Origin of the sequence: Variovorax brevis, assembly GCF_030317105.1 — a bacterium.
Taxonomy (GTDB): Bacteria; Pseudomonadota; Gammaproteobacteria; order Burkholderiales; family Burkholderiaceae_C; genus Variovorax; species Variovorax brevis.
In genome coordinates, this window is record NZ_JASZYG010000014.1 from 84,783 (window position 1) to 105,593 (window position 20,811).

The window sequence follows — 20,811 nt, forward strand, 5'->3', positions numbered from 1 at the left end:
CTGTCGAAATTAGAGATCGGCAGCGCATTTTTTTGCGCATGCCGCCACCGGTCAGGGCGCTTCGACGCTGCCCGGCTGCGCCACGGTAGCCGGCGGCGGCACCGCATACGCGTTCTGCGGCGGCGCTTTCGGGTCGTACAGCACAGCGCTCTGCCCAACCCCGACGCCCGCACCCACATTGCCGGAACTCACACCGACACCCACGCCGCCCCCGCCGATGACCTGTCCCGATTGATTGATGCCGACCCCGGCACCCACCGGGCCCCAGCCCGTGCCCACGCCGACCACGGCCCCGCCCGCGCCATAGCCCAGGTTGAGCGACAGTCCAGGCACCAGCTGAATGCCGAACCCGACACCCCCACCCACGTTGGCGCACCCTGCCAGGCACAGTGCCGCCAGCAGCGGCAAGGCGCGCACGCCACAACGAGACACCTTCGAATATTTCATTTGACTTCCCCCTTCACGCGATCTTTGAACCGCGCTCGATTGTGGGCGCGTCCAGAGCCTTTCGCCCGACAGGGAAGCCGCGAGGCCGTGAACTACGGCACCCGCGGGCGCGCGGCGAATCGGGCTCTGCCCGATCCACAACAATTGCGCGCCGATGCCTGCTGGCGCAGCTCAGGCCAGCAGCGCGTTCACTCGCCGCACATAGGCGGCCGGATCCGCCGGCATGCCGCCCTCGGCCAGCAGCGCCTGGTCGAACAGGATGTTGGCCAAGTCGTCGAAGTGCGCAGAGCCTTCCAGCTTCTTGACCAGCGGATGTTCGGCGTTGACTTCCAGCACCGGCTTGACTTCGGGTGCCGGCTGGCCAGCCTGCTTCAGCATGCGGGCGAGCTGCGTGCTCATGCCGCCGTCCTTCACCACCAGGCAGGCGGGTGAATCAACCAGGCGAGTGGTCACGCGCACGTCTTCGGCCTTGTCCTTGAGCGCTTCCTTGAGCTTTTCCAGGATGGGCTTGAAGGTTTCGGCCGCTTCTTCCGCCGCCTTCTTCTCGCCTTCGTCCTGCAGCTTGCCCAGGTCGACCGCGCCCTTGGCGACGCTTTGCAGTTCGGTGCCGTCGAACTCGTTCAGGTAGTTCAGCGCCCACTCGTCCACGCGGTCCGTCATCAGCAGCACCTCGATGCCCTTCTTCTTGAAGATTTCGAGTTGCGGGCTGTTCCTGGCGGCGGCCAAGGTGTCGGCGGTGATGTAGTAAATCGCCTCCTGGCCTTCCTTCATGCGGGCCTTGTAGTCGGCCAGGCTGACGGTCGCCGTGTCGGTGGTCGAGGATGCAAAGCGCAGCAGCTTGGCGATGCGGTCCTTGTTCGTGAAGTCTTCGCCCAGGCCTTCCTTGAGCACGGCGCCGAACTCGGCGTAGAACTTGCCGTACTTGGCCTTGTCCTCGTCGCTTTCGCCTTCCTTTTCCTGGCGCGCGAGGTCTTCCAGGATGCTCAGCACGCGCTTGGTGCTGCCTTCGCGAATGGCCTTCACGTCGCGGCTTTCCTGCAGCAACTCGCGGCTCACGTTCAGCGGCAGGTCGGCCGAATCGATGATGCCCTTCACGAAGCGCAGGTAGCTGGGCAGCAGCGCCTCGGCGTCGTCCATGATGAAGACGCGCTTGACGTACAGCTTGACGCCGGCGGCGCGCTCGCGGTTCCACAAATCCATCGGTGCCTTCGAGGGCACGTACAACAGCTGCGTGTACTCAGTGCTGCCTTCCACGCGGTTGTGGCTCCAGGCCAGCGGTGCCTCGAAGTCATGCAGCGTGTTCTTGTAGAACTCGATGTATTCCTCTGGCGTGATGTCCTTCTTGGGGCGGGCCCACAGCGCGCTGGCCTTGTTGACGGCTTCCCACTGGCCGGTCTTGACCATGCCGCCGGGCTGGTCGTTCTCGCCGTCCTTCCATTCCTCTTTTTCCATGAGGATGGGCAGCGAGATGTGGTCGGAATACTTGCCGATGATCTGCTTGATCTTCCAGGTGTTCAGGTACTCGTCGGCGTCTTCACGCAGGTGCAGGATGACGCTGGTGCCGCGCTCGGCCCGCTCGATGTCTTCCACCTCGAAGTCGCCGGCGCCGGCGCTGGTCCAGCGCACGCCCTCGGCGGCGGAAAGGCCCGCGCGGCGTGACTCGACGGTGATCTTGTCCGAGACGATGAAGCCCGAATAAAAGCCCACGCCGAACTGGCCGATGAGCTGCGCGTCGGCCTTCTGGTCGCCCGACAGGCGGCTCATGAATTCCTTGGTGCCGCTCTTGGCGATCGTGCCCAGGTGCTCGATGGCTTCCTGGCGCGACAGGCCGATGCCGTTGTCGCGGATGGTGAGCGTGCGTGCGTCCTTGTCGAAGGAGACATGCACCGACAGGTCGGGGTTGTCTTCATACAGGGCGCTGTTGTTGATGGCTTCGAAGCGCAGCTTGTCGCAGGCGTCGGACGCATTGGAGATCAACTCGCGCAGGAAGATTTCCTTGTTCGAGTAGAGGGCGTGCGTGACGAGGTGAAGAAGCTGGGCGACTTCGGCCTGGAAGGGGAGTTTGCTGGATGCGGCGGTCATTGCTTTGAAGGGAATGAGTTTCCGGAAAGGGATACGCCGGGCCGGAGGGCCCGTCGGAAGCGCCCATATGGCGGCGCGGGGCGCCATTTTCAACTGTCCGGGGTGGGCTGGGCGGTGATCGACGTGAATTCGGGGGCGGGGCGCAAGTGGGGCCGCACTGCGCGGCGCCGTTGCATCGACCGTTCACCCACGAGATTGAGCTGGGGCAGGACAACCTGCCCCGCCATGGAGCAGTCCTTTGTCAACCCGGACGAAATGCATGGATGTCTTCGATCGCGGGACGGCGATGGGGGCCTTTCCGGTACAGCCTTGAGCCCGTATGCGAGCGCATGCTCGCATGGCAACGCGCTACACACCGTGCGTCCGGCCGAGGTGTGTAGGAATTCACGCTACACCAAAGGTTATAATCTGTAACCAAAGTGTCTAAAACTATTAACTTCTGAGCATTACTTCCTCTTACAAATTGTAGGAAGACTCTTACATTCACGTCTCCAACCCCGTCCGAAGGACTATGGAGATGTTTCCTCTTGACCCGCGACCGATTGATGATGCAAGGCTTACCGCCCGGAGAACATCCGGTGGCGTGGCTCGTCGTCGGCTGTGCGCTGGTCGTTGCATCGACTGCGCAAGCCGCGGACACGGGGAAGATCGTCGTGGCTGAGGCGCAGATCCGGTCGATGGATCGGGTGCAGGCCGAGCAGGAACGCCTGCGCGCCATGATCCAGGCGGCGCCCGCGACCTACGAGGACCGATTCATGGAAGCGGATGCGGCGCCGGGTACCGGCGCGGCGACCGAAGAAGAGCCACCGGTAGAAGGCACCGGCTTCCAGGCCTGGTCGCTGGAAAGTCGTGCTGGTTTCGCCGAATCGAGCGTTGAAGGCTTTGGCCGCCAGCACGCCGCCGAGTACGGACTGCGGGCCGAGTACCGTCGCGAAACGCTCAACTACGGCGACGTTTTGCTGCAACTCGACGCTCGCCATCTGAGTGGCGACCCGCTCGCCGACCGTGCGATGGGCACCTTCGGTTTCGCCAGGGAACGCACCGGCGATCGCTTCACCTTCCGCAACATCGGCTTCCCAATCACGCCCAACACCTTTGCCGACACGACCGTCGGCGACACATTCAGCGACGTGACGGACGGCTTGAGCCGCAACTACCGCCTGTCGCTCGGCACGACGATGGTGCGCGGCCTGTCCACCCGGATCTTCAACAGCGACTGGGACCTGCGCGCCGGCTCGGGCCAACGCGGGTTCCTGGCCGGCGGGCCTTACCCAGGATTCGAGACGACCCAAGGTTCAATGACCTGGCTGGGCGCGACCCGGCGCCTGAGCGACGAATGGTTCGTGGCCGGACAAATCGACCGCGCCAACTACGTCCCTGCCTATTTCTCCAGCTTCTATACACCGGAAGGCTTTGGCGCCAAGAACGTATCGAGTTGGGCCACCTCGGTTGGCTATGCCCCCAAGGCCTTGCCGGGCGCCGATGCCGATTTCAAGGTGCGCACCACGCTGGTGGGTAGCCAGGTCACATCTGCCACGCCCGGGGTGCAGACCGGCGATTCGCAGGGCTTGTTCGTCGAGGCCAGCGCCCGCACCGGGCGATTCAACCATCAGTTCGGCGCCTACGCCGCCGACCCGAATCTCTATTTCGGCGACTATGCGCTGATCACCGGCAACCGCGGCGCCTACTGGCGCGTCGACCACAGCACCGGCCGGATGAACTGGGGCGGCGGCTTCGACTTCGAGCGCGCCGATAGCGACAGCGTGTCCAACCTTTATGGCTACACCCGCACGGCCTTCAACGGCAACTTCCAGTACCTGTTGGACCGTGACACCTCCGTGGGCGCCAACGCCAATTTGTCCAGGACCCGTTACGACAATTCGGCGGTAGGCAATCTGCTGGGCGAGAACCGCAGCCTCTACGGCAACGTCTTCTATCAGACCCGCTTCTTTGATCTACCACGCACCCGCCTGAATTTGATGGCGCTGCGAAATGAGCAGGTCGTGCTCCTTGGCACCGCCGCGACCGGACAGGAACTCCAATGGGAGCAGGACTGGATCACCGGCCGCTACGCGGCGCTGCGCCCCGAGCTGACCACCACGCTGGGCTACGCCCGTGACCAAAGCAGCGGCGTCACGCGCACCTACCCGACAGCGGGGGTGCAGTTTCGCTACTGGTTCGACAGCGGCTTCTCGGTGACCGGGAACCTGCGCTGGACCTCGCAGGACAGCGACCTCTACACCAGTCGCGGCCTATCGGGCTCCCTCACCGCCGAAAAGGAAATCGCGCCGGGCTGGCACTTCGGGATCGCGGCGAACATGAACCAGGCCCGCTCGGCCGCCATCCAGACCTCGCTGTTCGGCCCGCAGGTCTATCGCAGCAACGACAAGACTTTTTACGCTTTCCTGCGCTGGGATGGTAGTTCCGGCACGGCATACCAAGCGGCGGGCGTGCGCAGCGGCGCGGGCAGCGGCAGCGTAAGCGGTCGCGTGTTCCTGGACGCCAACCGCGACGGACGCCAACAGGCCGGCGAGAACGGCGCGGCCAACGTGGAAGTCGTGCTCGATGGCCGCTACCGCGCCACAACCGACCGCGACGGGCGCTTCGAATTTCCGACGGTGACCACGGGTCGCCACCAACTGACTCTCACGCTTGACAGCGTGCCACTGCCTTGGGGCGTGGCCGGCGACAGCGGCGTGAGCGTCAACGTTCCGCTGCGTGGTCAAGCCACCGCCGAGATCCCTGTGATCAAGGTGGGCGAATGACCCTGCAGCAGACAACGGGCTGCCTGTGCCAACCGGCGCAAGAGCTCACTCCCACGGGCGCCCGTTCAGCGCTTTTTAAACCTGTGTTCGTTCGATTTTTCAAAAGGAAGATAACCATGAAGAAAAACCTGTTGGCCCTTGCAGCCGCTACCACCCTGGCCTTCGCGGCCAGCAACGCCATGGCTGAAGCCAAGTACAACCAAGCCGCCGGCGGCACCGGCACGGTCACCGCGACGGCTGGCGTCAACCTCAGCGTCACCGTGCCCAAGCTCATCGTGCTGCGCGTCGGCTCGAACGTCGCCTCGCAGAACACTTTAAGCTGGACCGCGGCATTCAACATTCCTGGTGCGTTGCCGTCAGGGACCGTGCCGACGACTGGCACCCCCAACGTCGACTGGAACGGCACCGATCCGACGATCACCCTCGGTACCCAGCCCGCCGCACTGACAGTCTGGGCTTGGACGAACGGCACGGGCGCGAACATCAATTGCGCCGTCGGCACTTGGTCAGCCGCGAATGGCCCCGCCAACTCGGCGTTCAAAGTTGCGACCACCGGCACCTTGCCCCACCCGGGGAACGACTTGGGAACATGTACCCAAACCAACTTTTCGCAAAACACCGTGGTCACGGGCACTTGGACCTATACGCTCGACACCGCCACGGCCGCCGCCTGGAAGGCTGGCGCTTACACGGCCGCCGTTACCTACACGGCGCAAGGGCTCTAAGGTGCACGCGAAGCAGCGCATGAACGATTTGGCGCGCTCCCGCGCGGCCATCGCGCGGGCGCTGCTTTGCCTGCTCGCGAGCGCCGGCGTCGTTCCCGACGCCGGCGCGGTGTTCACCTCCACCGGCGACTATGGCTCCTATGGACTCGTTTTGCAGGTCGGCGTGGCCACCGGCGTCGACACAGTGTTGTTCGACGTTGCCAACGACAAGGTCGGGCAGGGGCCGGTGAGCGGCACGTCCGGCCAGGCCGGCGGCGTTACCGTGCGGGTCACGCCGACCCGGCCCTTCTTTGGGCTGGAACCGCAGTCCGTCACGTTGACCGTCGATTCGCGCGTGGCACTGAGCTGCCAGAGCGGAACCTGCGGCGGCGCAACCATTCCCTTCACCAGCATCCGCTGGACTTCCAACGGCGGCGCGCCCAGCGGCGGGAACGCCGAAATCGTGAGCGGCGTGTTCACGGGCGCCGCAGCCCAGCAATTGGCCCGCTTCGACCCCGTCGTGATCCTGGCCGGCTCACGCGAGATGACCAACATCCTGAATTTCGAGTACATCAACGACACGGTGTACCCGGCCGGAAACTACACCGGATCGGTGCGGTTCACGGCCACCATGATCTGATGAAACGCCCTGCAAGCCTTCGCGCGGTCTTCCTGCCCGCCGCCCTGCTCCTGTTCGCCATCCTGGCGGTACCCGCGCAGGCCCAGGTCGAGCGCTTGGACGACTCGACCTCGCCGCGCGCCCAGGTGCAAGCCACCCTGGACGATGGCGGCATCGCGCGACCCGGAACACCGGTCTCGCCCATTGCGCGCGCCTCTTTTGGCCGCATCGACTACCGGCTCAACACGGCGCGCCATGTGGGGCGCCGCGCACGCATCTTCTACGTGATTCCTGCGGGTGTTCCCGGCGTTCGCACACCCAATGCCGTACTCGTGCAATGGCGAAGCCAAGGCCTCTTTGCCAGCGGGCAGGGTCGCCCGGGCGAGCGCATTCAGGTCTGGAACGGCGTGGTTCGCGACCCTTGGATGTCCGAAGGCTTCGAACTGAGCTGGCAGGTGGATCTGCGCGAACTGCGGCTGACCCGCGGCATGCGGCTGGGCTTTGAAGCCTATTTCGAGATAGAAACACTGCCATGAATACCCTTTTCCATCCCACATTCGGCCGGGCGCTGCGCCGTGTTGCGCTGCTGCTGGCGGTTGGCGCGGCCACCATTGCCCACGCCGCACCCTTCGAGATTGCGGTCTCGCCCTCCCGCTTCGAGGTGTCGGCCAAGAGTGGCGTGCGCCTGGGCCAGGCGCTGGACATCAACAACCTGGGCGCAACGCCCACCGAGGTGTCATTGCGCACCATCGACTGGAGCTACTCGACGGACGGCGAAGTCGCGTATTTCGACGCGCTGCAACCGGGCAGTTGCCGCCCCTGGGTGACGCTAGAGCGCCGCACCGTGAAGGTCCCCGCCCGCGGCAAGGCAAGCTTTCGCTTCCAGGTCGAGCCGCCGGCCGACGCCTCCAAGGGTGAATGCCGCTTCATGATCGCCGTCGAAGGCGTGGAGCCCGCCTACCAGGCCAGCATCGCCCAAGGCGGCACCAACATGAGCTTGCCGGTGACGGGGCGTATCGCTGTCGCGGTCTATGTCATGGTCAATGGCGCCGAGCCAAAGATGACGTTGAGCCAAGTGGGCATGAAAGAGGTGCGCGGCAAGCGCTCGCCGATTGTCACCATCAGCAACACGGGGGAAGCGCACGGCCGCCTCGATGGCACCCTGGATGCGACGGACGCCCGTGGCACCTCGTTCGAACTGGTGCCGGACGGCTCGCCGGTGATGCCGGGCCAGACCCGGCAAATAGCGCTCGTGCCCCGGGGCGACCAGAACAAGCCCGTCGAGCCCGTCTACCCTGTCAAGGTCAAGGGCCTTCTCGAATGGGAAAAGGGTGGCTTCAAGGTCGACGCAGAGTTGCGTTGAGACTGAAGAGGACGCCGATGCACACGCTCCCACCACGATGCTCGCGCCTGCCGTGGCCAAACCGGCCGCGCGCCGGGTTGGCGGGCGCGTTGCTGATGCTGGTGTGCACCGCGGTTGCAGCGGGAACGACCACTGTCAGTGGCCTTGGCACGCCAGCCGTTGCCGAACTCAAGTTCGCCATCAACATCAACAGGTTCGTCTACCTGCGAATCGGCAGCGCGACCGCGGTAGACCCTCCTGTAAGCTTCGCGCTCACACCATCGATTCCCGGCGCGCCCGGGGGTACGGTCCCGGTGCCCGGCGGCCCAACGTCGGTGAACTGGAATGGCGCGGCGCCGGTCTTCTCGGTCGCGCCAAGCAACAACGCACTGCCCGTCGAGGTGCGTAGCAACGTTGGTAGCGTGACCCTGCGCGCCAATACCGTGCTGCCGCTCAAAAGCGGCAGCAACATCATTCCGATGTCGCAGATCACCGTGCAAACGAGCGACTCGACGCTGTCGGCACCTCTGCTGCCCGATGCAGGCACCAGCGCGACTTCCACCACCGTCTCCGGGAATGCCTTCGGCAACAGCTACGGCAATCTGGTCACCTGGCGCAAGGCGACCTGGACCTTCGGCTATGCGCCCACTCCGGCACAACTGCCACGGGCGGGCGACTACACCGGACAAGTGACCTTCACCGCAAGCGCGCCCTGAGCGCGAAACGCTCGTGCGCTTGGGCGCGTGTAGCCGGGGTGATCGCATCGGGGATCGAGTCCGCCTCGCTCCCGATACATTCCGAGACAACTGCGAGTTGCCTGCCGCCGCGGCAATAGTGACACGCGATCCCGTCCAGGAGCAAGATGCAGTGGAGGGGTTCGCGCTCGTCTGGTGTCGCCGGCACGTCAGCGCTTCCGCGCGAAACTCTGCTGCAAATCGACAGTCCGGCATCGCTTCCGTGCTTCAACCGAATATCTGGCGGCGTGAGGTTCGATGTCAGCTTGCGATGTTTTCCGGACCGGCGGCACGATGGCCGGCATCGTCGCGTGGCTCTTGGTCCCGCTGACGTGCGCCGCGGAATCTTCGATCGGCGACGCCAGCGCGTCAGCAAGCGTGACCCTGCGCGTGGTCATACCTCCGGTGTTCCGCGTCCTCGCTGCAAGACCGGTCCAAGGCGGCTATGAATACCGCGTCTGGTCCAATACCAGATCGGTGATGCTCAACGGCCGCACCTATCACATCGACAAAGCCGGTGAGTCGACACTCTTCGTGCCGACCTCGCCAAACGATCTTTTCATCGCGCACAGCCTGTGACCAAAGCCGCGCAACGCCATCCGTCGCAGCAAATCCGCTCAGCCCCCGCTACCCCCAGGCGCCGCAGTCGAACTCCCCGTCGACTCCGCACCCGCACCGCCGTGGCTCTTCGCCGCCGCCATCGCGCCCTTCTGCACCTCGTTCGCGTCCGCATTGCCGTTGTTCGTCATCGCACTCGACGACCCGGGCGCTTCCGCGCCGGCGCCGCCGTGCGTGCGTGCGGCTTCCATCGCGCCCTTCTGCACTTCAGGGTTCGGCGGCGAATTCAGTTGCATGGGGCGGTAGTCGCCGCCGTCGCTGTTTTGCGCCAGTGCGCCAAGGCTTGCAAAGGTGGTGATGGCGCCAATGGCGATGAGCTTGAGGGATACGTGCATAGCTGTCTCCTGCCAGGTGTGGATAAGCCGGAACCCGTTGGCGAGACTGCGCAACGGGTGGCCTGCGTTCACTCTAGGCAAGCAGACTGAGGCGGCAGTGAGGGAAAACTTACGGGCGAATGAGGGGCGGACGTCCTCAAACAAGCGCCGTCGGCCCCACCAGATGCACACGCGCAATCAACCCCTTGCAGCCTTCGCGGTTGAGCAATTCGATCTGCATGCCATGCCGCACGCCCGCCCCCTGCGCAATCGCCAGTCCCAGGCCGCTGCCGCCCACCGGCGAGCCCGGCACGCGAAAGAACCGGTCGAACACGCGCGACATCAGTTCCGGCGGGATGCCCGGTCCGTTGTCCACCACGTCCACAACCGGTCGCCCGGCCAGCGCATACAGGCGCACATCGACCACGCCGCCCTCGGGCGAATAGCGCACTGCGTTGTCAATCAGGTTATCGAACACGGTGCGCAGTTCTGCGGCCGGCACGTCGACCTCCGTCGCGCCATGGCCCTCGAAGCCGATGTCCACATGCCGCCGGTCCGCCAGCGCTATGAGTTGCCCGACGCTTTCACGCAGCACCGCGGCAACGTTGACGCCCGATTCGCGGTCGCCCTCATCGCGCCGCGCACAGCTTGCGGTCACCGCAGCCGTGGGCGTGTCTTGGCGCGACAGGCGCAACAGTTGCTCGGTCAGGTGCCGGGCACGCGTCACGCCGGCTTCGAGCTGCTCGAAGCGATCGCTGGCCTCGCCCCGCGGAATCAGCGCCCGCAGGTTCTCGATCTGCAGGCCGATCGCCGTGATGGGCGTGCGCAGCTCGTGCGCTGCGTCCTGCACAAAGCGCCGCTGCGTCGCGAGCGCGCCGCGCAGCCGCGCGAGCACGCTGTTGAAAGCCACGACCAGCGGGCCGATTTCTTCCGGCACGCGCGTCACGGGCAACTCGTCGGGGCTGCGTTCGTCCTGCGCTGCAATGTCGTGCGCGACGACACGCAGTGATCGCGACCCCGCCCCCACGATGAGCCACAGCACCAGCAGCGACACAGGCAGCAGCAGCACGATGGGCAGGCTCTCCAGCAAGGCGCGGCGCGTGGCACGGTGGCGCCGGAACGCCGCGCTCTGGATGACCTGCACGCGCGGCTGGCCGGCATGCGCGCCAGGCGGCGCGGTGTACACCCGCCAGCGGTCGTCGACCTGCGATGCGGCGTTCACATCCTGCACGCCGGGCGTGGGCTGCAGCGCCATCGTCAGCGGCGCCCATGAGTTGGCCAGCAAGGCCTGCCCGTCCGCGCTCCACAGTTGCACGATGAAGGCCCCGCCCTGGATCGCCTTCTCGCCCGCCGTCGGCGGCAGTGCCAGCGGGTCGCGGTCGCCCGAATGCGACTCGGCGACCAAGCGCATCTGCTCGTCCATGAAGGTGTCGATGAGGCGCCCGTAGGCCAGATAGGAAAACAGCGCGGTGACCGCCGTGGCCACCAGATGAAGCATGACCAGCGACCACCACAGCTGACGCCGCAGCGAGTGGGGTCGCGCCATCATCCAGCAGAAGAAGATGAAGCAGAAGACGGCAGCACCCGCCACCCCAGTCCGCGCACGTTGCGGATCGCATCGGGGCCGAGCTTGCGGCGCATGCCGTGGATGAGCACGTCCACGGCGTTGCTCGTCACTTCCTCGCCCCAGCCGTAGATGCGGTTTTCCAGCTGCTCGCGCGAGAGGATGGCGCCGGGGCGCTCCAGCAGCGCGTGCAGCAGCGCGAATTCACGCGCGGTCAATGCTTCGCGCCGGCCTTCGAGCATGACCTCTCGCGTCGTCAAGTCAAGTTGCAAGGCGCCGGTGCCGATGACCGAATGCGCGCTGCCGTCGCGCCGGCGCACCACCGCGCGCATGCGCGCCAGCAGTTCGCGAAACTCGAAGGGCTTGAGCAGGTAGTCGTCTGCGCCCAGGTCCAGACCGTTGATGCGGTCATCGAGGCCATCGCGCGCCGTGAGCACGACCACCGGCGTGGTGTCGCCGCGTTGCCGGGCGCGGCGCAGCACGTCGGTGCCATCCTGCGCGGGCAGGCCCAGGTCGAGCAGGGCGCAGGTGTAGCCGCCGTCACCCAAGGCGCTGAGCGCCAGCGGCCCGTTGCGCACCCAATCGACCGACCAGCCGGCGCCCTCGAGCGCCTGCACCAGGCCGCGGCCGATCATCTCGTCGTCTTCTGCCACCAGTACACGCACGATGAATTCCTTCCGGTTTCGGGTTGAAGTCGCCGCCGCTGGCGGCACCCCACCCTACCAACGCATTCTTATCGCCGGATGAGCAAGCCCGGCGCCGTCGCCGCCAATCAGAAGCGCTCGTGCGGCGCCAGGTAGCGCCACTGACCCTGCGGCAGGTTGCCCAGCATCACGCGGCCAATGCGGATGCGCTTGAGTCCGACCACTTTCAGGCCCACGAGTTCACACATGCGGCGAATCTGGCGCTTCTTGCCTTCGGTGAGCACAAAGCGAAGCTGCTCTGGGTTCTGCCAGTCGACCTGCGCGCGCTTGAGGGGCTGGCCATCCAGGCTCAGGCCGAAACGCAGCCGTGCGAGTTGGTCCGGCGGAAACGCAGCCTGCGAATTGGTGGCGACCGGGCCATAGGACACGCGCACCAGGTACTCCTTTTCCATGCCCGAGTCTTCGCCGATCAACTGGCGCGCGACGCGGCCGTCCTGCGTGAGCACGAGCAGCCCGACCGAGTCGATGTCCAGCCGGCCCGCGGGCGCCAGGCCGCGCAATTGCGTGGGCGAAAAACGGTTGCCCGTGGTGTCGCCCTTCCAGTGCGTGCGCGGGTTGATGAGCATCACGGCGGGCTCATGCCCGTCCTCGGCCTGCCCGCTCACATAGCCAACGGGCTTGTGCAACAGGATGGTCACCTGCGCCGCCTGCTGCCCGCGCGCCTTGGGGTCGACCTCGATGCGGTCGCCGGGCAAGACCTTGACGCCCATGGCCGCCGGCTCGCCGTTGACGAGCACCCAGCCCCGGTCGATCCAGTCATCCGCCTCGCGGCGGGAGCACAGGCCGAGTTCGGCCATTCGTTTGTTGAGGCGGACGGGGGCGGCTTCGGACATGCGGCGATTTTCGCTCAGCGCCCGCAACAGGTTCAGACCACGAGGCGATAGCCGACCGCAGTCTCGGTCAACAGATGCCGCGGCTGCGCCGGGTCGGCTTCGAGCTTTTGCCGCAAATGGCCCATGTAGATGCGCAAGTAGTGGCTCTGCTCCGAATGCGATGGCCCCCACACCTCCCGCAGCAACTGGCGCTGCGTCAGCACGCGGCCGGCGTTGGCGACGAGCACCGACAGCAAGCGATATTCGGTGGGCGTCAAATGCACCTCGTTGCCCGCGCGGCGCACGATGCGCGCGGCGCGGTCGACTTCCACCTCGCCGAAGCGGAAGCTGGGTGCCTCGGCCTCGCCGCCGGCCGCAGCGCGCGGGCGGCGCAGGTTGGCGCGCACGCGGGCCAGCAGTTCGCCGGTGCCAAAGGGCTTGGTGAGATAGTCGTCGGCACCGGCATCGAGCGCAGCGATCTTGTCGTTTTCATCCGAGCGGGCCGACAGCACGATGATCGGCACGGCCGACCAGCCGCGCACGTCCTGGATGAGCGCCGTGCCGTCGCCATCGGGCAGGCCGAGGTCGAGCACGATCAGGTCGGGCTGGCGCGTTCCGGCCGCCGCGAGGCCGTCGCGCATCGTCGCCGCCTCGTGCACCTGCCAGCCCTCGGCCTCGAGCGCGCCGCGCACGAAGCGGCGGATCTGGGGTTCGTCCTCGATGACGATGGCGGTGGGTGGGGGCATGTCGTTTCCGGGGGAATGTCAGTCGGCGGGCAGTTCGGTCAGTTCAGGCGCGTCGGGCGGCGTCCGGCGCGGCAGCGTCACCGTGAATTCTGCGCCGCCGCCCTCGGCGTTCACCGCCTCGATCTCGCCACCGTGCGCGTTCACCACCGCCTTGCAGATCGCCAAGCCCAAGCCGACACCCGGCGTCGCGGACTCGGCCTGGCCGCGCGTGAACTTGTCGAACAGCGTGTGCTCCCGGCCCTTGAGGCTGGCGGGCAGGCCGGCGCCGTGGTCGCGCACCGAAAGAAGCAGCGACGTGTCGGTGACGCGCGCACCCACCACCACCGGCGGCGCGCCGTATTTGCCGGCGTTTTCCAGCAGGTTGACGAGCACGCGTTCGATCAGCACCGCATCGAATTCGACCAGCGGCAAGTCGGGCGGCAGATTCGTCTGCACGGCCATCTCGCCAAGCGCCGGACGCGCCGCGCGAATGGCGGCACCGACGGTTTCTTCCACGGATTGCCAGTCGCGCCGCAGGTTCACCGCGCCGCCGGCCATGCCGCTTTCCAGCCGCGCCATGTCCAGCAGGTTGCCCACCAGCGCATTGAGTTCGCGCGCCTGCTGCACGATGGCCCGCGCGGCCTGCGCCTTCGGCCCTTCCGGCAGGCCGCGCAAGGATTCGGCCAGCGCGATGAGCGCGGTGAGCGGCGTGCGCACGTCATGCGAAATGGCGCCGAGCAAGGCGTTGCGAAGGCGCTCCGATTCGATCTCGACCACCGCGCGCTGCGCCACGTCGACATAGTGCACACGCTCCAGCGCGATGGCGATCTGCCGCGCCAGCGTGTCGAGTTGCTGCGACTGCTCCGGTATCAGCAGCCAGCGCGGCTGCGCGGGCTGGAGGGCCAGCACGCCGCGCACGCGCATGGGCGCTTTCAAGGGAACGTAGTGCCACGCCTGCGCGGCCAGGGTGGAGGTGCCCAGTCCTGCGGGCTGGCCGTGGCGAAAGGCCCAGTCGGCCACGCTCGCGTCGAAGCCGGCGGGCGCCGTGTCGGGCAGCGTGAGGCGGTCATTGGCGTCGGTCACCAGCACCAGCGCTGGCCCGCCGAAGTGCCGCTGCGCGGCCGATGCGCCGATGGCCGTCACCTGCTCCGTTTGCAGCGCTGCCGAGAGATCGCGCGTGAGCTCGAACAGCGAGCGCGCGCGGCGCTCGCGGCTGTCCGACACGCCCGCTGAAAATCGCAAGCCCGCCGTGAGTTGCCCCACCAGCAGCCCAACGGCCAGCATCACGCCAAAGGTCACCAGGTACTGCCAGTCGCTCACGGCAAAGGACAGGCGCGGCGTGACGAAAAAGAAGTCGAAGGCCGCCACGTTCAGCAGTGCACCGAAAGCCGCCGGCCCACGCCCGAAGCGCATCGCCACGCCCACCACGCCGAGCAGGTAGAGCATCACGATGTTCACGGATTCGAGCCAGCCGAGCAGCGGATGCGCGAGCAGCGTGATGAGCACGCTCGCCCCCAACGCCCACGCGTAGCCCGGCCAACGCATGCGCTGCCGTTCGGCGTCGCCATCGGTCGCACCGTCGATGTGTGCGGCACCGAGGGGTGCGCGCGGCAGGCGGCGCGAACTGCCCGGCGCACCGGCCGTCACGATGTCCAGCGACGGCGCCAGCCGGGGCAATGCGCGCGAGATGCGCGGCGCCGTCCACATGCGTCGCCAGCCCGTGGCCTGCGACGGCTGCCCGATGACCACGGTCGCGCAATTGAGCCGCTGCGCCTGCGTGGCAATGGCTTGCGCCACGTCGTCGCCGGTCAGCACCGCCGTCGATGCGCCGAGTTCTTCCGCCAGTTGCAACACCGCCAGGATGCGGTCACGATGCGCTGCGTCCAGGCGCTGCAGCCGCGGCGTTTCGACATACGCGGCATGCCATCGCACATTGAGTTGCCCCGCCAGGCGCGCGGCGGTGCGCACCGTTTGCGCCGCGTCCTCATGCGGACCGACGCAGGCCAGAATTTCGCCCGAAGTGTTCCACGCCTGCAGCCCCGGCGCGGACTGCTCCACGCGCCATCCGCGCACGTCGTCTTCCACGTGCTCGGCCGTGCGGCGCAAGGCAATCTCGCGCAAGGCGATGAGGTTGCCCTTGCGAAAGAAATTCTGCGCGGCGCGTGCCGCTTGTTGTGGCAGGTAGACCTTGCCGGCCACAAGCCGGCTGGTGAGTTCATCCGGCGTCGCGTCGACGAAGACGACTTCCTCCGCGTCGTCGAGAACCGCGTCGGGCACCGTCTCGTGCACGCGCACGCCGGTGATGGCGCCGACGGTGCCGTTGAGGCTTTCCAGGTGCTGCACGTTCAGGGCCGACCACACGTCGATGCCGGCGGCGCGCAGTTCCTCGATGTCCTGCCAGCGCTTGGCGTGGCGCGAGCCCTGCACGTTGGAATGGGCGAGTTCGTCCACCAGGATCACCGCGGGCTTCCGGTGCAGGGCTGCGTCCAGGTCGAACTCCGCGAGCGTGTGGCCCCGGTACGCGACATGGCGCAGCGGCAGTTGCTCCAGGCCCGCCAGCAGCGCCGCAGTTTCCGCGCGTCCATGCGTTTCGACCACGCCGATGACGACATCGCGGCCGGCCTTGGGTTCGCGCTGCGCGGCGCTGAGCATTGCCCACGTCTTGCCGACGCCTGCGTTGGCGCCGAAGTAGATCCGCAGCTTGCCGCGCGAGGATTGCGCCTCGTCGGCGCGCATCTGCGCGATCAGGTCGTCGGGATTGGGGCGCACGGGTTCCGGCATGTGGCGCGCAGGTTATCGCATGGCGTCCAGATCCATGTTGAGTGCGAGCACGTTGACGCGCTCCTCGCCGAGGAAGCCGAGCAAGGGCCCTTCGGTGTGGCGGTCGATCAGCGCAGCGAGCGGATCGGCCGGCACGTTGCGCGCCTTGGCCACCCGCGCGATCTGGTAACGGGCCGCCGCCGGCGTGATGTGCGGATCAAGTCCGCTGGCCGATGCGGTGACCAGGTCGACCGGCACCTGTGCGCCCGCTTCGGGGTCTGCTTCGCGCAGCGCCTTGATGCGCGCAGCCACGGCCTCGGTCAGCGCCGGATTGAGCGGCCCCATGTTCGATCCCCCCGAAGCCAGCGCGTTGTACGGCTTGTCGCCCGTGGCCGACGGCCGGCCCCAGAAGTGCTTCGCATCGCTGAAGTCCTGGCCGATCAACAACGAGCCCACCGGCTTGCCATCAGCGCCGTTCACCAGACTGCCGCGAGCCTGCGCCGGAAAGGCCACCTGCGCCACGCCGGTCACGGCAAGGGGATAGAGAAGCCCCGTGATCACGCTCAGTGCGATGAACAAAACAAGCGCAGGACGAAGAATGCTTTTCATTTTCTGTATCTCCTGAATCAAACCAGCCCGGCGACAGCCAGCAGCATGTCGATGGCCTTGATGCCGATGAAGGGCACGATCAATCCGCCCAGCCCGTAGATGGCCAGGTTGCGGCGCAGCAGCGCCGCGGCGCCCACCGGCCGATAGCGCACGCCCTTGAGCGCCAGCGGAATCAGGAACACGATCACGAGCGCATTGAAGATCACCGCCGACAGGATGGCCGACGACGGACTCGCCAGCGCCATCACGTTCAGCGCCGACAACTGCGGATAGGTCGACACGAAGATCGCGGGAATGATCGCGAAGTACTTCGCCACGTCGTTCGCGATCGAGAAGGTGGTGAGCGAGCCGCGCGTCATGAGGAGCGCCTTGCCCGTCTCCACGACTTCGAGCAGCTTGGTCGGATTGGAGTCCAGGTCGACCATGTTGCCAGCCTCCTTCGCGGCCTGCGTGCCGCTGCCCATCGCCACGGCCACGTCGGCTTGCGCCAGGGCGGGCGCGTCGTTGGTGCCGTCGCCCGTCATCGCGACGAGGCGTCCGTCGTTCTGGTAGCGGCGGATGAGCGCGAGTTTGTCCTCGGGCGTCGCTTCCGCGAGGAAATCGTCCACGCCGGCCTCGGCCGCGATGGCGGCGGCCGTGAGCTTGTTGTCGCCGGTGATCATCACCGTCTTGATCCCCATGCGGCGCAGTTGCGCGAAGCGTTCGCTGATGCCGGTCTTGACCACGTCCTTGAGTTCGACGACGCCCATGACGCGCCCGCCTTCGGCCACGGCCAGCGGCGTGCTGCCGCGGCGCGCGATGTCGTCGGCCGTGCGGAGGACTTCCGTCGGCATCACGCCGCGCAGGCATTCCACATGCTTGCGCACCGCCTCCACGGCGCCCTTGCGCAGCACGATGGGCTTGGCGTCCTGGCTGTCCGGCGCAGCGGGCAGGTCGACGCCGCTCATGCGCGTTTGCGCGGTGAAGGGCACGAAGTGCGTGCATGGGGCGGCCGACGTCTCGGTCCCGCCGCGCCGCGCCAGTTCGACGATGCTGCGGCCTTCCGGCGTTTCATCCGGCAGCGATGCGAGCAAGGCGGCCCGCACCAAGCGGTCGCGCGAGACGCCCGGCGCCGGAAACCACGCGCTCGCCTGACGGTTGCCGTGCGTGATGGTGCCGGTCTTGTCGAGCAGCAGCACGTCGATGTCGCCGGCGGCTTCCACCGCGCGGCCCGATGTCGCGATCACGTTGGCCTGCATCATCCGGCTCATGCCCGCCACGCCGACGGCTGACAGCAGGCCGCCGATGGTGGTCGGGATCAGGCATACGAGCAGCGCGATGAGCGCGGTCAGCGAAACGACCGTGCCCGCTTTCGCGGCTTCGACGCTGAAGATCGAGAAAGGCAGCAACGTCACCGTCACCATCAGGAACACGATGGTGAGTGCCACCAGCAGGATGGTGAGCGCGATCTCGTTGGGCGTCTTCTGGCGCCGCGCGCTTTCGACCATGCCGATCATGCGATCGAGGAAGGACTCGCCGGGGTTCACCGTGATGCGCACCACCAGCCAATCCGACAGCACGCGGGTGCCGCCAGTCACGGCCGAGAAGTCGCCACCCGATTCGCGCACCACCGGCGCAGATTCGCCGGTGATGGCGCTTTCGTCGACCGAGGCGACGCCCTGGATGACTTCGCCGTCGAGCGGAATGGTGTCGCCGGCTTCGACGAGCACCACATCGTCACGCCGCAAGTTCGGCGCCTGTTCAGGAAGGAAGGCTGAACCGTAAAACGGCTCCTTCAACTTCTTCGCCCAAGTGTCCTTGCGCATGCCCCGCAGCGACGCCGCCTGCGCCTTGCTGCGCCCTTCGGCCAGCGCCTCCGCAAAGTTGGCGAAGAGGACAGTGAACCAAAGCCAGATCGACACGGCGAGCACGAAGGCCGGCGGCATGCCGGTGTCGCCCGGAAAGCCCAACGAATGCACCCACAGCGTGGTCGTCATGATGCTGCCGACGTACACGACGAACATCACGGGATTGCGCCACTGCACGCGCGGGTCGAGCTTGGCGATGGCGCTCCACAGCGCGGGCTTGAGCAGCACCGGGTCGAGCAGCGAAAGGGAGGTTCTGGTTTGCATGGTGTTCACTCAGGCACCCGGCGCGAAAAGCATCAGGTGTTCGACGACAGGGCCCAGCGCCAAGGCGGGCACGTAGTTGAGAAGACCGACCAGCAGCACCGTGCCGATCAGCAGCGTGACGAACAGCGGCCCGTGCGTCGGCATCGTGCCGCTCGTGACCGGCAGGCGCTTCTTGCCCGCCAGCGCACCGGCGATGGCCAGCACCGGCACGATCACGCCGAAGCGGCCGAACCACATCGCCACGGCCAGCAGCGCGTTGTAGAAAGGCGTGTTGGCCGACAGCCCCGCAAAGGCGCTGCCGTTGTTGTTGCCGGCCGACGTGAGCGCGTAGAGCACTTCCGAAAATCCATGCGCGCCCGGATTGGCAATGCCTGCCTTGCCCCCCGCCGCGATCACTGCCACGGCCGTGCCGGCCAGCACCAGGATCGGCGTGACGAGGATCGCGATCGACGTCAGCTTCATCTCGTGCGACTCGATCTTCTTGCCCAGGTACTCGGGCGTGCGGCCGATCATCAGCCCCGCGATGAACACCGCGAGGATCGCGAAGATCAGCATGCTGTAGAGCCCGGTGCCGACACCGCCAAACACGACTTCTCCCAGTTGCATCAACACCATGGGCACCAAGCCGCCGATGGGCGTTAGCGAATCGTGCATCGCGTTCACCGCACCGCACGACGCCGCCGTGGTGATGGCCGCAAAGAGGCTGGAGGCACCGATGCCGAAGCGCACCTCCTTGCCCTCCATGTTGCCGCCCGCCTGCAGCGCGCTGGCCACCTGGTCGACGCCCAAGGACTTCAACGCCGGATTGCCGCCCTGCTCGGCGGGGATGATCGCGATCACGGCCACGACGAAGATCAACGTCATCGCCGCCAGCAGCGCCCAGCCTTGGCGCCGGTCGCCGACCACACGGCCAAAGGCGAAGCACAGGCCGGCCGGAATCACGAAGATCGCCAGCATCTGCACGAAGTTGACGAGCGCCGTCGGGTTCTCGAACGGATGCGCCGAATTGGCATTGAAGAAGCCGCCTCCGTTGGTGCCCAGCATCTTGATCGCCTCCTGCGACGCGACCGGCCCCATGGCAATCGTCTGCCGCGCGGATTCCAGCGTGGTGAAGGTCTGGTTGGCCTCGAAGTTCTGGATCACGCCCTGGCTCGCGAAGAAGAGCGCGACGGCAATGGACAGCGGCAGCAACAGCCACAGCGTGATGCGCGTCATGTCGACCCAGAAGTTGCCCACCGTGCCCGGCGCACCGCCACGGCCCTCGCCGCGGGCGGCCAGTCCGCGCGCCAGCGCGAATGCCACGGCGATGCCGGTCGCCGCGGAAAGGAAATTCTGGACGGTGAGCGCCAACATCTGCGTCAAATGGCTCATGGTCGCCTCGCCCACGTAGCCCTGCCAGTTGGTGTTGGAGACGAAGCTCAAGGCCGTGTTGAAGGCCGAGTCGGGCGACACGGCCCCCATGCCGGTTGCGTTGAACGGCAGCAGGCCTTGCAGCCGCTGCAGCGCATACACGGCCAGCGCGCCGATGGCGTTGAACGCGATGAGCGCCAGCGCGTAAGTGCGCCACGGCATCGCGTCGGCGGACCCGATGCCCGCCAGCTTGAAAAGCGGCGCTTCGACGCGGCGCATCCAAGACGCAACGCGCCCGTCGCACAGCGCGGCGAGCGCCTTGCCCAGCGGCCAAGCCGCCAAGCCCAGCACGACCAGGAAGGCGGCCAGAAGAATCCAGGCGGAGGTGTTCACGTCAGAACTCCTCGGCGCAGATCAGGGCAAAGACCAGATAGGCGAAGAGCCCCACGGCAATCAGCCCGCCCAAGCCGTAAAGCACTTCCAGCCCGATCATGATTTTTCCCCTGGGCCCGGCCGCTCCAGCCGAACCAGCCCGTCAACCCCCTTGACCA

General features: G+C 66.7%; 19 protein-coding genes. 7 read left to right on the forward strand and 12 right to left on the reverse strand.

The features are described from left to right. Positions 1-51: 51 nt before the first annotated feature. Complete coding sequence (locus tag QTI66_RS30710; RefSeq protein ID WP_286564089.1) at positions 52-447, reverse strand: hypothetical protein; 396 nt, start codon at positions 445-447, stop codon at positions 52-54. A gap of 171 nt (positions 448-618) precedes the next feature. After that, positions 619-2,529 (reverse strand): molecular chaperone HtpG, encoded by a 1,911-nt coding sequence (htpG, locus tag QTI66_RS30715; RefSeq protein ID WP_286564091.1) that lies wholly within the window; start codon positions 2,527-2,529, stop codon positions 619-621. A 527-nt stretch (positions 2,530-3,056) separates the two neighbouring features. Between htpG and QTI66_RS30720 the strand changes: the two genes are divergently transcribed. The 7 genes from QTI66_RS30720 (at position 3,057) to QTI66_RS30750 (ending at position 9,272) form a co-directional block, all read left to right on the forward strand. After that, positions 3,057-5,294, forward strand: coding sequence for an SdrD B-like domain-containing protein (locus tag QTI66_RS30720; RefSeq protein WP_286564092.1), 2,238 nt, complete (start codon positions 3,057-3,059; stop codon positions 5,292-5,294). Positions 5,295-5,410: 116 nt separating this feature from the next. Further along, positions 5,411-6,019: a hypothetical protein gene (locus QTI66_RS30725; RefSeq protein WP_286564094.1), complete on the forward strand. Its 609-nt coding sequence runs from the start codon at positions 5,411-5,413 to the stop codon at positions 6,017-6,019. 19 nt (positions 6,020-6,038) lie between these two features. Beyond that, positions 6,039-6,638, forward strand: a complete 600-nt coding sequence (locus tag QTI66_RS30730) for a hypothetical protein (protein WP_286564096.1) — start codon at positions 6,039-6,041, stop codon at positions 6,636-6,638. After that, positions 6,638-7,153 (forward strand): hypothetical protein, encoded by a 516-nt coding sequence (locus QTI66_RS30735; protein WP_286564097.1) that lies wholly within the window; start codon positions 6,638-6,640, stop codon positions 7,151-7,153. Before QTI66_RS30730 ends, QTI66_RS30735 begins: the two co-directional genes overlap by 1 nt. Continuing rightward, positions 7,150-7,980, forward strand: coding sequence for a fimbrial biogenesis chaperone (locus QTI66_RS30740; RefSeq protein ID WP_286564099.1), 831 nt, complete (start codon positions 7,150-7,152; stop codon positions 7,978-7,980). Before QTI66_RS30735 ends, QTI66_RS30740 begins: the two co-directional genes overlap by 4 nt. Before the next feature lie 17 nt (positions 7,981-7,997). Further along, positions 7,998-8,675 (forward strand): hypothetical protein, encoded by a 678-nt coding sequence (locus QTI66_RS30745; RefSeq protein WP_286564101.1) that lies wholly within the window; start codon positions 7,998-8,000, stop codon positions 8,673-8,675. Positions 8,676-8,987: 312 nt separating this feature from the next. Then, the gene (locus QTI66_RS30750; protein WP_286564103.1) at positions 8,988-9,272 is read left to right on the forward strand and encodes a hypothetical protein; all 285 of its coding nucleotides are present in this window, start codon (positions 8,988-8,990) and stop codon (positions 9,270-9,272) included. Positions 9,273-9,310: 38 nt separating this feature from the next. On the opposite strand, the gene QTI66_RS30755 is transcribed toward QTI66_RS30750, so the two are convergent. The 10 genes from QTI66_RS30755 to kdpF form a co-directional block, all read right to left on the reverse strand. Next, positions 9,311-9,646, reverse strand: coding sequence for a hypothetical protein (locus QTI66_RS30755; protein ID WP_286564105.1), 336 nt, complete (start codon positions 9,644-9,646; stop codon positions 9,311-9,313). A 136-nt stretch (positions 9,647-9,782) separates the two neighbouring features. Next, the gene (locus tag QTI66_RS30760) at positions 9,783-11,216 is read right to left on the reverse strand and encodes a sensor histidine kinase (RefSeq protein WP_286564107.1); all 1,434 of its coding nucleotides are present in this window, start codon (positions 11,214-11,216) and stop codon (positions 9,783-9,785) included. Next, positions 11,171-11,854 (reverse strand): response regulator, encoded by a 684-nt coding sequence (locus tag QTI66_RS30765; RefSeq protein ID WP_286564109.1) that lies wholly within the window; start codon positions 11,852-11,854, stop codon positions 11,171-11,173. Before QTI66_RS30765 ends, QTI66_RS30760 begins: the two co-directional genes overlap by 46 nt. 107 nt (positions 11,855-11,961) lie before the next feature. Next, positions 11,962-12,726: a pseudouridine synthase gene (locus QTI66_RS30770; protein ID WP_286564110.1), complete on the reverse strand. Its 765-nt coding sequence runs from the start codon at positions 12,724-12,726 to the stop codon at positions 11,962-11,964. Positions 12,727-12,758: 32 nt separating this feature from the next. Continuing rightward, complete coding sequence (gene kdpE / locus QTI66_RS30775; protein ID WP_286564111.1) at positions 12,759-13,451, reverse strand: two-component system response regulator KdpE; 693 nt, start codon at positions 13,449-13,451, stop codon at positions 12,759-12,761. A gap of 18 nt (positions 13,452-13,469) precedes the next feature. Next, the gene (locus tag QTI66_RS30780) at positions 13,470-16,211 is read right to left on the reverse strand and encodes a DUF4118 domain-containing protein (protein WP_286564113.1); all 2,742 of its coding nucleotides are present in this window, start codon (positions 16,209-16,211) and stop codon (positions 13,470-13,472) included. A 12-nt stretch (positions 16,212-16,223) separates the two neighbouring features. Further along, positions 16,224-16,799: a potassium-transporting ATPase subunit KdpC gene (kdpC, locus tag QTI66_RS30785; RefSeq protein ID WP_286564114.1), complete on the reverse strand. Its 576-nt coding sequence runs from the start codon at positions 16,797-16,799 to the stop codon at positions 16,224-16,226. Positions 16,800-16,816: 17 nt separating this feature from the next. Next, positions 16,817-18,910 carry a potassium-transporting ATPase subunit KdpB gene (gene kdpB, locus QTI66_RS30790; protein ID WP_286564115.1) on the reverse strand — a complete coding sequence of 698 codons (2,094 nt, stop codon included), beginning with the start codon at positions 18,908-18,910 and terminating at the stop codon, positions 16,817-16,819. 9 nt (positions 18,911-18,919) lie between these two features. After that, the gene (gene kdpA / locus QTI66_RS30795) at positions 18,920-20,653 is read right to left on the reverse strand and encodes a potassium-transporting ATPase subunit KdpA (RefSeq protein ID WP_286564116.1); all 1,734 of its coding nucleotides are present in this window, start codon (positions 20,651-20,653) and stop codon (positions 18,920-18,922) included. Position 20,654: 1 nt separating this feature from the next. Beyond that, on the reverse strand, positions 20,655-20,753 hold the full coding sequence (gene kdpF, locus QTI66_RS30800) for a K(+)-transporting ATPase subunit F (protein WP_286564117.1): 99 nt from the start codon (positions 20,751-20,753) through the stop codon (positions 20,655-20,657). Positions 20,754-20,811: the final 58 nt, after the last annotated feature.